Raw genomic sequence first — 14,810 nt, forward strand, 5'->3', positions numbered from 1 at the left:
CGAGCCCATCTCGAATCGTCGCGGTCAGAACATCAGGATACGAACTCCCAGACCGATAAACACGATTGGAACCAACAAGCGCCCGACACGGTTCACGGTGCTCAGGATGATTGGGTGATTTCCGAGCCACCTGCCCAACATGCACCACAAAGCAACAAAGAGCGCATACGACGTCAGGATGAACCAAAGATATTGGCGATTGACACTGAAGAAAGGGATATAGACACCCACATTGTCTGCTCCGTTAGACAGCGTGAGCAAAGCGATGGACGCAACGCTTTGTCGGGCCGCTATATTTTTCCCCTCTGCCTCGTGTCGAAACAGCAGGACTAGCTGCTTTATTCCTAGTGCAAGAGGGATGAAACCGAGTGCGCGAATCCATGGATGGGGAATTGCGAGCGCTAAAAGAAGCCCTGCACAACTTAGAAAAATGATTGCCAGAAAACCGAGATATTGGCCAGCCACGATAGTCCGCGTCGGTACGCGCCGTGCGAAAAAAACTGTCAGAAGCAGGATGTCATCGATGTTGGTCGCCGCGAATGTGGTGACAGTGGCGGTCACGACTGATGCAAAGGCGTTCACTCCTCTCGAGGCTAGCATAGGAACGAAGCTGCTCTGACAGCGTCTGACATCCCGAAGCCATCTCATGGAAATCCTCCCAGGCCCTCAGGGAAACGAAGCTTTCGCGGATCAAGAAAAAATCGAATAATCTCTCTCCGGCGATGCGTACACTAACTTCACATGAAGCCACGAGCCCTCACCCTCCTGCTGCTTCTCCCCGCACTCACAGCCTCTGCGCAGCGACCCATCATCGGCATCTTCGAATCCACCTCCTCCGGCAGTGGCGACAACCTGGGCCAGCCCGGAGTCCGCGTCCTCTTCTATCAATCCGGCCGGCAATGGCGCTCCTACAACGCCACCTGTCAGGACGAAGCCTGCCTCAAAACCATCGTCCACCTCTATCCGCCCGTGACCACATGGACCCTCGTCAAACAAGGCAAATCCGTCGCGAAAGTAGCCGCAACCACACCCACGGCCTATCACTCCTACTCCGAGATCGGCGTCCAGGCCATCACCAACCCCGCCGCCGTGCTCCACCTCGAACCGCGCCCAACACCCGACCGCCCCGACCCGCCCCACACCATCCTCGCTACCAACCTCTCCTCCCTCACCGACCCCGACAACTGGCAACCCGCCGCCGTCTTCCCACTCGACCTCACCCACGTCATCCAGGCTTTTCACAAGCTCTATCCGCAGCCAAAAAACTGCACGCAAAACACCACCAACTCACCACCGAACTACCACAGTTCCCCCTACTCAGACTCCCAGATCAAGCTGGACGCCTCCTACCTCTCGAACAAAACCAACTGGCGCATGCTCCAGATCACCCTCGGCGGCTACCTCTGCGACGGCCCACCCGATGACGCCTACGTCGATCACTGGTTCGCCATCTCACCCACGGGCGAGGTCCACCATCTTGGCCGGCTCATGCACCTCGCCGGCACCGCCGACTTCGCCCACGAAGGCCGCTCCGAACTACTCTTCCAGGTCCAGGGAGGCAACGAAGCCGGCTACAGACTCTTCTACGACAACTTCACCCATCAAGCCCAGGACACAGTCACCTACCACTAGCCCACAGATGTCTTCGCTTTCGCCGTCATCCTGCCCCTGAGCGTAGCTCAAGAGGAACGATCCCCGTATTTGCGTTTGCAGTTGCCTTTCTTGTTGTCATCCCCGCAAGGGGATCTGCTGTTGCAGTTGCTCTTTTCGTTGTCATCCCGCCCGTCTCACTAGCAAAAAACACTGTCAAGCCCCTTAATCGCAAAACCCCGCGCCAATCCAGCGAAATCGCATGGCGTATGAGTTACCTCCAACCTTCTATACTGAATACAGCGTCCGAAACCGAAAGATCAGCGTGACCCGACCCGCCTCTTTCACTTCGCCAATCGCCGGCATCTCTTTGAAAACAAGTATTTTGCACGCAACCCCTTTATCCTGAATATTTTGCAGACACAACCTATCTGCAGACTATTCAAAATAAAAGACTTGGCCACAAAATACCCCCAAGGGGGGAGGGGGTACCCCAACCGAACGATCCTCTCCCCCGCCACGAAAACTTGGTCTATGCTTATGCAACACCTTCCATGACCAGCCGCCCCCAGATCGTTGGCAGCTCCCCCATCCGCAAGGAGGGAAGAGACAAGGTCCTCGGTCGCGCCCTGTACATCGACGACATCACCCTCCCCAACATGTGGTTCGGCGCCACCGTCCGTAGCAGCATCCCACGCGGACGCATCACCTCCATCTCCTTCGACCCCGCCATCCCCTGGCACGAGTACACCATCGTCGCCGCCGCCGACATCCCCGGCGAAAACTGTATCGTCCACCTCACCAAAGACCACCCCTGCCTCGCAGTCACCCACGTCAACCACTGCGAAGAACCCATCCTCCTCCTCGCCCACCCCAACCGGGCTGTACTCCCCGCCGCCGTCGCCGCGGTCCACATCACCTACGAAGAACTCCCCGCCATCTACACCATCGAAGACTCCGAAAAAAAAGAACAGGTCATCTGGGGCGAAGGCGAAAGCGCCAACACCTTCAAGACCTACCTCATGCAGAAGGACAAGAAGCCGATCCCCGACGAGATCTGGCAGACCGCCGACTACATCGTCGAAGGCGAGTACCGCACCGGAGCTCAGGAGCAGCTCTACATCGAGAACAACGGAGTCATCGCCGAGTACGACCCAGAAAAGGGAGTAACAGTCCGCGGCTCCATGCAATGCCCTTTCTACCTCGTCCACGCCCTCGAGCTAGTCTTCAACCTCCCCGCCGACAAGTGCCGCGTCATCCAGACCGAAACCGGCGGAGCCTTCGGAGGCAAGGAGGACTTCCCCTCCGTCATCGGCAGCCACGCCGCCCTCCTCGCCATGAAGTCAGGCCACCCGGTTAAGCTCTGCTACGACCGCGCCGAAGACATGGCCGCCACCACCAAGCGCCACCCATCCCGCACCCGCCACCGCACCGCCGTCAGCAAGGACGGCAAGCTCCTCGCCGGTGAGATAGACTTCGCCATCGACGGAGGAGCCTACGCCACCCTCTCCCCAGTAGTCCTCTCCCGCGGCACCATCCATGCCCCCGGCCCCTACCACTGGCCCCACCTCACCGTCCGCGCCAAAGCAGTCGCAACAAATATTCCGCCCCACGGCGCCTTCCGCGGCTTCGGCGCCCCGCAAAGCATCTTCGCGCTCGAGCGCCACATGGACAAGATCGCCAAAGTCGTCGGCCTCACCCCCGAGGCGCTCCGCCGCAGAAATTTTTTGGGAACTGGCGACCGCACCGCCACCGGTCAACTCCTCAAAGACCCCGTGGACATGCAGCATCTACTCACACGAGCTCTTAAAGAATCGAGCTATCACGCCAAACGCGAACAATTCGACGCTGAAAACCCGACCAGCACCATCAAACGCGGCATAGGCTTCGCCACTTTCTTCCACGGAGCAGGCTTCACCGGCTCCGGCGAGCGGCGCCTCAACTCCCTCGTCGAGATCGAGCTGACATCTGAAGGACGACCTCGCATCCTGGTCTCCTCCACCGAGTTTGGCCAGGGCACCAACACCATCCTCTGCCAGATCGCCGCTGACACCCTCAGCCTTCCCTACGAAGAAGTCCTGATCGCACAACCTGACACAACTCTGGTTCCCAACTCCGGCCCCACCGTCGCCAGCCGCACCGCCATGGTCGTCGGTAAACTCGTCGAACGCGCCGCTCAATCCCTGCTTGCCGCTCTCGCTCCCTTTTTGCCCCCTTCCAGATACACGCCAGCTCAATTCTGCCGTGCCGCCCTCAAATACCTCGCCCAGCACGGCTCCCTCAAGGCCGAAGCTCGCTACGAGTCCCCCGGAGACATTTTCTGGGACGACGAGACCTACAGTGGTGAAGCCTATCCGGCCTACGCTTGGGCCGTCTACGTCGCCGAAGTCACCGTCGACACAACTACTTACTCCGCGCAACTGACCAACTTCTACGCCCTACAAGAAGTAGGCAAAGTCCTCCATCCAATCCTCGCTGCCGGCCAGATCGAAGGTGGCGTTGCCCAAGGCATTGGCTACGCTCTCTATGAAAAGTGCCTCTGGCGCAATGGACATCTCACCAACAACCAGATGACAAATTACATTATGCCGACCAGTGCCGATCTCCCATCCATCCATGTCAGCTTCGAGGAGGTCCCCTCACCACACGGCGCTTACGGAGCCAAGGGCATAGGCGAGCTCCCCATGGACGGCCCCGCACCCGCCATCCTCAACGCCATCGAGCACGCCACCGGTCTCGCCTTCAACGAGATACCCCTCCTGCCCGAAGACATCTTCGAGCGCACCACCCGCTTACCTGACTCTGGAACGGAAAACCTAAACAGCATCGATCGTGACACGCAGGTCGAAAGTACAGAGGTGCCGGCGTGAACGATACAACATTCGCGATCATGAGAAGTATCTTTCAAGCAAACTGGTGCAAGCATACCGCGGGAAATTCTAAATGACTCGAGTCACTCTCTCCGTTAACAATGAAAAAAGAGCCATCGAAGCCCCGCCAATGAAGCGCCTCCTCGACGTCTTGCGTGAAGATCTGCATCTCACTGGAGCCAAAGAAGGTTGTGGCGAAGGCGAATGCGGAGCCTGCGCTGTACTTATGAATGGTGACCTCGTCAACTCCTGCCTGGTCCCGATCCTGCAAACTCAGGGCGCCGAGATCACCACAATCGAAGGCATTGCAATCGACAAGAAACTCCACCCGATTCAGCAATGCTTCCTGGAACAAGGCGGCGCCCAGTGCGGCATCTGCACCCCCGGTATGATCCTCGCCACATATCACCTTCTCGAAAACATTCCGCAACCAACACTGTTACAGATTCAGGAAGGTCTCAACGGGAATCTCTGCAGATGCACCGGCTACATGCGAATCTTCAACGCCGTGCATGCCGCAGCTGCAAAAGCAACTTCACAATCGGAGTCACAATAGTCGTCGTGCGTGTACCAACAAACCCACTTCAACAATAGAGAAAACAATGCGCTCCAACGTCACCGAATACGAACTAACGGCCCCAGGCTCTCTCGACGCCGTACTCCAGGTCCTCGCTGACTCACCCGACCACTACACCCCAATCGCCGGTGGCACCGAGCTGATGGTAGCACTAGGCGCGGGACGTCTTCAGCCCAAAAAACTCATCTCTCTGTGGAATCTCAAAGAACTCCGATTCATCGAGGTCACACCCGATGCGGTAATCATTGGTGCCGCTACAACCTTCGCCGACATCCGCAAGCACCCAATCGTCACCGCCGAATTCTCCATCCTCGCCCAGGCTGCCAGCTGGACTGGAAGCATCGCAAACCAGAACCGTGGCACACTCGGCGGCAACATCGTCAACGCAAGCCCCGCAGCAGATTCTCCTCCAGTGCTCCTCGCTTACGACGCAGCCGTCACCCTCGTCTCTACTCGCGGGATCCGAACTATCCCTTACCGCGACTTCCATCTCAGTTACAAAAAAACCGATCTCGCCCAAGACGAACTTCTCCACAGCATTACGCTCTCACGTAACATAGACGGTTACACAACTTATATTCGCAAAGTGGGCACACGCAATGCCCAGGCCATTTCAAAGGTTGCCATCGCCATAGTCGCCCGCACCAACCTCGGCATCATTGAAAGCATCCGCATCGGGGCTGCAAGCCTGCGCGAGACTCCCGCGCGTCTGATCGCCACCGAACAGTCTCTCCAGAGCCAGCCCATCGCATTCGCGACGATCGCAAAGGTCCGGGCCGCGATTCTGAGCGAAACGATTCCCATCGACGATATTCGCAGCACCGCAAAATACCGCTCCGTCGTGGCCGCCAACCTTATCGAAGAATTCCTGCAGACCCTCTAGTACTCCTCGGACAGGAACCTTAATCTAATAAGCGTGCGCGCGTTCGTCATGCCTCGTCGTCTCTACCGGCTCACGCAACCGCCTCCAAGCTCCGCCCACAAGATAATCCGCCAACCCCGCCTCAGGCGAGGTCCAGCGCGCACTGGGCTTGCAGATAGCGACCCACATCACCTTCCGCCAGATGCCTCTCGATATCTTCCGGCGACAACCTGCGCGAAGCACCGACCTTGCCCATGCAACAAGCCTGAACCTCGGCAATCACCGCGAGAGCAATGGCCTCTGGTCCGTCACCACCCAGGTCCAGCCCAACCGGGGCAAAGATTCGGTCGCAGCATTCACTAACCGTCCACCCTAGGATCGCTGCCGCCTCGCTCACCAGCAACGAACTTCGGCGGCGTGCACCCAGAAGCCCAAGATACTTGGGATGCAACGGCAGCACCGCAGCCAGTAACTCCTTGTCCTGTTCGTAACTATGCGACATCAAAACCACTGCATCATCAGGTCGAATGACCAACACTTCACGCGATATGGCCGATGTCACAATGACCTGTTCCGCCTCCGGAAATCGCTCCGCGCGAGCCATTTGCGCCCGTCCATCCATCACTGAAACGCTCCACCCCAGCAACGCCGCCATACTCACCACCGGCTTCGCATCATCACCCGCCCCCAAAATGAACAACCGCTGCGGAGTTGCAATCCGCTCCACAAAAATCTCGGAGCACACACTCTCAAACTCACCTCTGGATAACGCGGCTGCCCTCGCCTCGACCAGTTCGGATTCAGTCAGCCCCGCGCTGGCGTACGCAAAATCCCCGTTCGCCGCGAGTATTGCGCGTTTCAATCCCCTCCCCTCACGTGGCAGCCAGGTCAGCACAGTTGCCTCATCCCCGGCAAGCGCGCCTTCCAGAGCTTTGAGCACCGCACGACATTCGGGAGTATCAGCCGGCTCGAGAAGCAGATCGACCACGCCCCCGCATCCCAATCCAAAAGGTATCTCTGCCGTATCGTCAAACATCGTCGAGTACCGTTCCACCACGGCCCCACCCTGGACTAGCCATCCTGCTTTACGCACGACTTCAGCCTCCAGGCATCCTCCGCTGATCGTCCCGGCGTACTCTCCTTGCTGCCCGAGCAGCAGGCGAGCCCCGGGTCGGCGATAACTGGACCCCTCGGTCCGCACCAAGGTCACAAATACGGTAGCCGTATCCTGATGCCAAAGTCGAACGATCTGTCGAATTTCTCTCACGCCAAAGTCCTGTCTTGATCGGCACCAGTTCCCATTGTCCCCGCCCAGAGTCTCATCTGTCCATCGCGGCAATAGGCAGAATCTTCGACCCACGCCAGAATGGCCCTTCGAAATCGCTGGGGAGGCCTTTCGCGGACAAAATTTGTGCCTGCTAGCGAAGGTTCCTTCCTCTGGTTGCTCTTACCAATCCTCTCTCCTGAGCAGTTAGCCTTTTTCGAAAACCAGTTCCGGCCTCTAAGTTCAACCGTTTTGAAGCGTATTCGACTGCCACTTTATAGGTAGTTCCTTCAAATCCTCTACATGCAATACTTTTGGCGCAGGAGACCGGATACCTACTTTCAGCGGAAGGGTCAAAACTCCGCAAGAACCGCTTTACCTGCAACTTACGACTCACCTGCTTCACTTTGCGGCACGAACCTAGGAGCTTCACCCATGCATTTCAACCGCCTCTCTGGTGTCCAGGCCCTCTCTGCTCTGGTCGTTCTGGTTGCATTCGCCATTCTGCCGTCTCTCGCATCTGCCCAGGTTTTGACTCTGGTGCAGAGTGGCACCCGATTTGCCGGGACCATTACGCCAGGCTTTAACGGGGACTTCGGGCCTGCGACGACGGTTAGTCTCAATACTCCGTCCTATATCGTCTTCGATTCAAATGGAAATCAATATCTATCGGACACCCTGAACAACTGCGTCCGCAAGATCGATACCACGGGTTCCATGAGCACTCTGGTCGGACTAGCGGTTTCTGGCAAGGGCGATACCTGTTCCACTGCGACCAACAACACCCCTACCCCGGGCCAAGGCCTGTACCAACCTACCGGACTTGCCGTGGACAACTCTAACAACCTCTACATCGCCGACAGCAGTCATAACTGCGTCCGCAAACTCCCCTTCGGAGCCTCTGGAGTCGCCTCTCTCACTACCATCGCCGGCACCTGCGGCTCCGCGGCATCTGCCACCCCGAACCCGAACGGTCTCGTCCTCGACGTCAGTAACAATCTATATATCGCAATTCAAGATACTGAGGTCCCGGCCTCGCTCAGCACTTATCAGGTCCTGCTTCAGGCGCCTAGTGCGAGTTTGTGCGTCATGGCAGGCGCGCCGTCTGCCCTGGTACCCACAATTTGCCCAAGCATTACCAGCAGCGTCACGTTGAACGCTCCTTCGGGTCTCGCAATCAATGGCGCGGGCGACCTCTTCATCGCAGATACCGGCAACAACTGCGTCCGCCAAATCGTCGGTCTCTCAACGTATCGGACAGCCGTCGGCCAATGTTCCAATGACAACTCGGGAACCTTCGCCACGGCGCTGAACAAGCCCTACGGTTTGACCTTTTCCCCGACGCAGTTGCTCTACGTTAGTGAGACCAGTCCAGATGTCGTCGTCAGCTATGTCCTCGGGTCAAGTAACCTGACCATCGCCGCGGGCTTGCCCAATGGCGCCTCCGGCCCATACAGCCCAACTCAGGACGGAACCTCCACTCTCAACTTTCCGCTTAATGGTCCACGCGGCATTACAGTCGACGACCTTGGCAACTTCTCCCTCGCCGATTCCGGCAACAGTATCCTGCGCAAACTCAGCAGCAATATCATCTTTCCCACCACTCCAATCGGTAGTGTCAGCGCTGGGCTCCCAGTCACCTTTGTCGTCAATCAAAAGGTAAATCTTTCCGTCACCTCAGGACCAGACTTCAACATCATCACAAACACCTGCACGGGCGTTCTTACCCCTTCCGCACCGGGCACCCCGCCTGTCACCTGTCAGGTCTTCGTCCGCTTTACACCTACTCTTCTCGGTCTTCGCAGCGCACCCATCAAGCTCGCGGACTCAATCTCCGGAAACAGCGTCTCCCAAGGGCTTGAGGCCCGAGCGACCGGCTCGCTGGGCGTTTTCACCCCAGGCACAGTCAACACTGTCGTCAAGGCTCTCAACGCGCCTTCCGCCGTTACGGTAGATCCGGCAGGCAACTCATACATACTTGATACGGGCGCGACCCCAGGCACTGGTAACCTCCTCTTCCTTCTGGCTGGCGGCGGCACACCGGTCCCCATCATCCCAGGCGGATCTGGTCTGCTTACCTCGTCAGCCATCACCATCGACTCTACTGGCAACTACTTTATGACCGACGCCGTTCACGGCACCGTTGCCCGGTTCGGCGTTGACGGCAGCCTCAATAATGGCTACGTCAACGGACTTGACACCCCCACGTCCATCTACGTCGACGGCTTTGACAACCTCTTCATTGCGCAGGCCGGCGCGACGCATAACGTGATTGAGGTCTACGCCGGCGGCGGAAGCCGCATCATCGCGGGCAGCGGCAGTAACTCCTCGGCCGACGGCGTCCTCGCCACGACCGCCAGCTTCGTCTCACCCGGCGGCATCATTCTCGACGCCGCAGGCATCCTCTACATCGCCGACACCGGTGGTCACGTTGTCTACGCAGTCGATAAATTCGGCATCATTCATGAGATAGCCGGCAACGGAACCACGACTACGACCGTCCCCGGCCAAGCCACTGGCACCGCTCTCATCGCTCCCTCCTCCCTCGCTTTCGACGCCGCCGGAGATCTCTACATCGCCGATGCCACCGCCAACGTCGTTTACACCGTCTTCGTCTCTACAACCAGCAACGGTAGCAACATCTCGACCATCCTCGGTACCGGCACCGCTGGAAACTCGGGCGACGGAGGCCTCGCCAATCTCGCCCAAATCGACAATCCTCTTAGCATCGCTGTTGAAGGCAACAGCGATCTCTTCGAGGTCGACAACGGCAACAGCTCTATCCGCGAGATCACTTATCCGAATCCCACTATCGCCTTCGGCACAGTTCTTGTCGGCCAAAGCTCAGTCATCATCCAGCAAAGCCTGAGCAACTTTGGTTCTGCTCCCTTCACCCTCAACGGTGCCATCACCACCTCGGACCCTCACTTCACCATCGATCCCGGCACCACAACCTGCGGCACCACTATCATCGCGGGCTCAACCTGCAACCTGGGCTTCATCTTCACTCCGACCGCCAAGGGCCCGCTAACTGCGACTGTTAATATCCCCTCAAACGCTTACAACAGCCCTGAGACTCTCACGCTCACCGGAACCGGACGGGTCTTTATACCGCTTCAGTTCACACTGCCCCCCGAAACCGAGGTCTACGGCCAGCCTTTTACCGAGAATGTCAGCGTAACCAACGGCAGTCCCTCTCCAACCGGCACAATCACCTTCAGCTTCGGCACTCAGATTCTATGCACCGTCACGGCGACCCTCGGAACCGGATCCACCTGCAACGCTCTCAACAGCGGGCTGGCTGTGGGCTCCTACGGTGTCACCTTCACCTACTCCGGCGACACCAACTACGCGCCCGCCACTGGCAATGTGACCCTCACGGTCATTCCGGCTCCACTTACAATTACCGTCAACAACTTCACCCGCCCCTACGGAGCAGCAAATCCCACCTTTACCGGCACCATCACCGGCGTGGTTTCCGGCGAAACCATACTCGTCGCCTACTCCAGTACCGCGACAATCACGTCCCCTGTAGGCACCTACCCCATCATCGCAACTCTTACGCCAATCGGAACGACAAAGCTCTCCAATTACACAGTCATCAACACGCCCGGAACCCTCACCATCACTCGGGTCGCTATCACTGTTACAGTTCTCAACGCAACCCGTCAGTACGCTCAGGCCAATCCTCCATTTAACAGCACTACCCTCGGCGTCCTCAACGGCAACACGGTTAGCAGCGGCACCGTCAACGGCGACGTACTCACCATCGCCTATTCCTCTCCCTCTATTATCACTTCGCCGGCTGGATCGTATCCTATCAATGCGACTGTCTCTGGAACGAACGTAGGCAACTACAACATCATCGTTATTCCCGGCACCCTCACCGTCACACAGGCGACGCTCACCGTCACAGTTGGCAACACAACCCGCACCTACGGAACACCCAACCCTCCCTTCACCAGTACGGTTACTGGCGCCCTCAACGGCGACACCTTCACCAACACCTACTCCACTCCGGCCAACATCGCATCACCGGTCGGGTCCTATCCCATCAACGACACCATCAGTGGCCCCGCAGCTTCCAACTACACCGTCAACGTTACCCTTGGAACGCTGACTATCACTCCGACGTCCGTCGCTGTAAACGTAACTGCGAATAATTCCACCCGCCCCTACGGCGGAGGCGAACCCACCTTCACCAGCACTGTCACCGGCGCTCTTAACGGCGACACCTTCACCATCACCTATACGACCACCGACACTCCTGCCTCGCCCATCGGCACCTACACCATCATCCCCACTGTCTCCGGCCCAGCCGCCGCAAACTACACCAACATCACAACCACCAACGGAACCCTTATCGTCACGCCGGCTGTGCTTACCGTCACCGCCAACAACGCCACCCGAGCTTACGACACCGCAAATCCAACCTTCACGGGCACAACCACCGGCCTGTTTAAGGGAGACACCGTTCTTACCACCTTCACCAGCCCCGCCGTCCTCAGTTCCGCTGTGGGCACTTATCCGATCATCCCCGCCGTCTCCGGCGCGGCTCTCTCCAACTACTCTGTCAATCTCGTCAACGGCTCGCTCACCATCACGCAAAACCAGGCCGCTTTGGTCATAAGCGTCAACAGCGCCAACCGCCTCTACGGAGTACCGAACCCCACCTTCACCGGCACGGTCACTGGCATTGCCCCCGGTGACGACGTGGTCGTCAACTACACCTCTACAGCCACGCCTGCCTCACCAGCAGGCCAATACGCCATCGGCGCCAGCGTCTCCGGAACCTCCGCTGGCAACTACGTCGCGACCATCCATCCCGGCACGCTCGATGTCAGCCCCGTCGCCACCACCACCACCGTCACAAGCTCTGGTTCGCCCGCAGCGGCAGCCGCCTCGGTCACTTTCACTGCTACCGTCACCACTGCAAACGGAGTACCCGTCGGCACGGTGAACTTCTCTGACGGCGGCAACCTCCTCGGAACCGGCACCCTAAACAGTAACGGCGTCGCAACATTTTCCACCACAACACTTACCGCCGGCAGTCATACAGTTACAGCCACCTTCCAGGCCAATATCAACTTCTCCACCAGCTCCGCCACGCTCACCCAGGTCATCAACACTCCCGTGGGCAGTTTCACAATCTCCGCCACGCCCCCGACTCAGCTCATCCGCGGTCCCGGTACGACGACCTACCAGGTTGTTCTCACCTCAGTAGGAGCCTTCGCGGGTCAGATCAATCTCTCCTGCTCCGGACTCCCTGCTGACGCCACCTGCACCTTCGCCAGTAACCCGACGCTCACTGCGGGAAGCTCCGCCACCGTCGCCCTGACCATCAACACCACCGCAGCCGACGCCAGACTTCGCAATCCGGCGATCCCTTCTTTCAATGCAACAGAATTCGCGCCCATCACCGTTGCCGCAGTCTTTCCACTTGAACTAACCGGCCTCGGAGTCTTGTTTGCCGGATTCCGTCGCCGTAGAAAGCCAGGTACTCCGAAGATTCGTCTTCTCACCGCGATCCTACTTTCTTTCGGTATCCTTGGCCTGGCAGGTTGCTGCTTCAATACCACATTCCAGACTTACACCGTAAACATTACGGGCACCAGCGTCAGCTTCACAACGCCGGCTCAATCCACCTCGGTCTTTCTGTCCGTCGGTCAGTAGCAGCATTGTCACTCGTCTGTCCTGTCGATCTCGCAAGGAACAGGAGTTAAGAAAAAATCAGGAAGCACCGCAGTTGGAGGTTTCATCCTTATGCATCTCCGCCCCGTGAGCGCCGAAAGATCGAGTTCCCCGACCGTGCGTCTCGCCGGTGGCATTCTCAATTTCGGAACTACGCTCCTCGTCGCCCTTTGCATCGCAGCTTCGCCATTGTCCGCTATAGCGCAGGCTGTCAAAACCGCCTCCACGCCTCCTCCCGAATTTTCGCGCCTCGACCTCTACGGCGGCTACGCCTACTTCCATCCCTTCAACAGCGAAATCGGTCCCTTCGTCTATCAACCCATCAACCCCGGCGCGGTCGCCAGCGCCACGGCCTACTTCAATCGCTACCTTGGTGTTCAGGCTGAAGGCAGCTTCTTCCCCGACGGCCCGAATGATTGCTACTTCACAGCACAGGCAGGACCCATCTTGCGTTATCAGAAGGGCCGCCTCATCCCCTTCGCCCACGTCCTCGGTGGAGGAGCCAGGGCAGGAGGCCCAGCTTTCCAACCCTGCACCTGGGGCTGGGGCGTGACCGCCGGAGGGGGTTTAGACCTGGTTCTCCCCTACTTCAACAACCACCTCGCACTTCGCCTAATCCAGGCAGACTTCAACTACTCCCATGTCGATTACGGTCCTCTCGATGCCGCTCAGGTAACCGGAGGCGTTGGCGAGATCACCGCCTACCGCCTCTCCGCCGGAGTAGTTCTGCGGCTCGGACAGCAAAAGCCGCCTCCACCCGTCCAGCTCGGTTGCACCGTTCAGCCAACCAATGTCTACTCTGGCGACCCTGTTACCGTTACGGGCACCGCAACAAATCTCGAACCGAAGAAGAAGCTCTCCTACACCTGGACCGCCAGCGGCGGCGCAGTCACTGGCAATAATGACACCGCCAACATCAACACTGCTGGCCTCGCTCCAGGCGACTATACCGTCACCGGCCATCTCAGCGAAGGCAAACGCCCCGGTGAGAGCGCCACTTGCACAACCAGCTTCCGTGTCCACAATCCCGCACCGCCCACCATTACTTGCTCCGCCAACCCAAGCACTGTCATGCCCGGCGACCCTTCTACAATCACAGCCGACGCCAATAGCTTGGAAGGCTTGACACTGAGTTACTCCTACTCTTCCACTGCCGGCCAGATTTCGGGAACGACCCCCACTGCCACGCTTATCACCAGTGGCGCTCCCTCAGGCACGGTCACTGTCACCTGCAACGTCGTCGACGATCTCGGCAAACACGCCACCGCCGACACCACTGTCACCATCGTCACTCCTCCACCACCTCCGGTCCCCAAGGTCCGTCCCCTCTGCAGCGTCTCGTTTGAGCGTGACATTAAGCGTCCCATCCGCGTCGACAACGAAGGGAAGGCCTGCCTTGACGACATCGCCCTCACGCTTAACCGCGACACCACCTCCAAACTCGTGATCGTTGGCAGACACTCTGACGACGAAACCGCCGACGCCGCCGCCCAACGCGACCTCAACGTCGAGCAGTACCTCGTCGACGAAAAGGGCATCGACCCAGCACGTATCTCTATGCGAACCAGCGGTCAACCCGGCCGTATTCTCGATAGCACTCTCGTTCCGGACGGAGCCACCTTCATACCTGGCGACACTTCAACCTTCGACGCAGATACGGTGAAGCGGGTGGGCCAGCCTTACGCCAAACCAAAAACCACTACGAATCACTAACCGCCCAAGTCAATAAACCTTCCATTCCTCATTGGGGAGGATCTCCACAGATCTCTCCCCAATTTTGCGAATCACCGTTGACCTCGAATCACTATTGAGCGAAAGCACCCGAGCGACATCGTTGCCTTGCCCAAGCACTTCCACACATCGGCGCAGACTATCGCCTAGCCTCTGGTCTTCGCTGTTGATTGCTCCTTTTCTTCAACACGCTAGATTCGCGCCCAACCCGGTCCAACCGAAGTC

The 14,810-nt window shown here is 58.4% G+C and carries 8 protein-coding genes; 6 read left to right on the plus strand and 2 right to left on the minus strand.

The window, feature by feature from the left end:
- Positions 1–24 precede the first annotated feature (24 nt).
- A complete protein-coding gene (locus tag RBB77_RS19750) occupies positions 25–582 on the minus strand; it encodes a cadmium resistance transporter (RefSeq protein WP_353063434.1) in 558 nt (185 codons plus the stop codon).
- 159 nt (positions 583–741) lie between these two features.
- Here RBB77_RS19750 and RBB77_RS19755 point away from each other — a divergent pair, with 159 nt between their 5' ends.
- The 4 genes from RBB77_RS19755 to RBB77_RS19770 all read left to right on the plus strand — a co-directional run bounded on the left by RBB77_RS19755 (position 742) and on the right by RBB77_RS19770 (position 5,920).
- On the plus strand, positions 742–1,632 hold the full coding sequence (locus RBB77_RS19755) for a hypothetical protein (protein WP_353063435.1): 891 nt from the start codon (positions 742–744) through the stop codon (positions 1,630–1,632).
- A gap of 512 nt (positions 1,633–2,144) precedes the next feature.
- Positions 2,145–4,460, plus strand: coding sequence for a xanthine dehydrogenase family protein molybdopterin-binding subunit (locus tag RBB77_RS19760; RefSeq protein WP_353063436.1), 2,316 nt, complete (start codon positions 2,145–2,147; stop codon positions 4,458–4,460).
- Positions 4,461–4,533: 73 nt separating this feature from the next.
- On the plus strand, positions 4,534–5,016 hold the full coding sequence (locus tag RBB77_RS19765; RefSeq protein ID WP_353063437.1) for a (2Fe-2S)-binding protein: 483 nt from the start codon (positions 4,534–4,536) through the stop codon (positions 5,014–5,016).
- 46 nt (positions 5,017–5,062) lie between these two features.
- Positions 5,063–5,920 carry an FAD binding domain-containing protein gene (locus RBB77_RS19770; protein WP_353063438.1) on the plus strand — a complete coding sequence of 286 codons (858 nt, stop codon included), beginning with the start codon at positions 5,063–5,065 and terminating at the stop codon, positions 5,918–5,920.
- Between the two features lie 121 nt (positions 5,921–6,041).
- Here the strand turns inward: RBB77_RS19770 and RBB77_RS19775 are convergent, their stop codons facing one another.
- A complete protein-coding gene (locus RBB77_RS19775; RefSeq protein ID WP_353063439.1) occupies positions 6,042–7,166 on the minus strand; it encodes an XdhC family protein in 1,125 nt (374 codons plus the stop codon).
- A 432-nt stretch (positions 7,167–7,598) separates the two neighbouring features.
- On the opposite strand from RBB77_RS19775, the gene RBB77_RS19780 reads away from it, so the two are divergent.
- Positions 7,599–12,836 carry an MBG domain-containing protein gene (locus RBB77_RS19780; protein ID WP_353063440.1) on the plus strand — a complete coding sequence of 1,746 codons (5,238 nt, stop codon included), beginning with the start codon at positions 7,599–7,601 and terminating at the stop codon, positions 12,834–12,836.
- 90 nt (positions 12,837–12,926) lie between these two features.
- Positions 12,927–14,567, plus strand: coding sequence for a hypothetical protein (locus RBB77_RS19785; RefSeq protein ID WP_353063441.1), 1,641 nt, complete (start codon positions 12,927–12,929; stop codon positions 14,565–14,567).
- Positions 14,568–14,810: the final 243 nt, after the last annotated feature.

The organism is Tunturibacter psychrotolerans (assembly GCF_040359615.1).
Taxonomy (GTDB): domain Bacteria; phylum Acidobacteriota; class Terriglobia; order Terriglobales; family Acidobacteriaceae; genus Edaphobacter; species Edaphobacter psychrotolerans.

Bases quoted from the DNA above. Each gene is read 5' to 3' on its own strand.
- RBB77_RS19780 (WP_353063440.1), top strand. From the start codon at position 7,599: ATGCATTTCAACCGCCTCTCTGGTGTCCAGGCCCTCTCTGCTCTGGTC.
- RBB77_RS19755 (WP_353063435.1), top strand. From the start codon at position 742: ATGAAGCCACGAGCCCTCACCCTCCTGCTGCTTCTCCCCGCACTCACA.
- RBB77_RS19785 (WP_353063441.1), top strand. From the start codon at position 12,927: ATGCATCTCCGCCCCGTGAGCGCCGAAAGATCGAGTTCCCCGACCGTG.
- RBB77_RS19765 (WP_353063437.1), top strand. From the start codon at position 4,534: ATGACTCGAGTCACTCTCTCCGTTAACAATGAAAAAAGAGCCATCGAA.
- RBB77_RS19770 (WP_353063438.1), top strand. From the start codon at position 5,063: ATGCGCTCCAACGTCACCGAATACGAACTAACGGCCCCAGGCTCTCTC.
- RBB77_RS19760 (WP_353063436.1), top strand. From the start codon at position 2,145: ATGACCAGCCGCCCCCAGATCGTTGGCAGCTCCCCCATCCGCAAGGAG.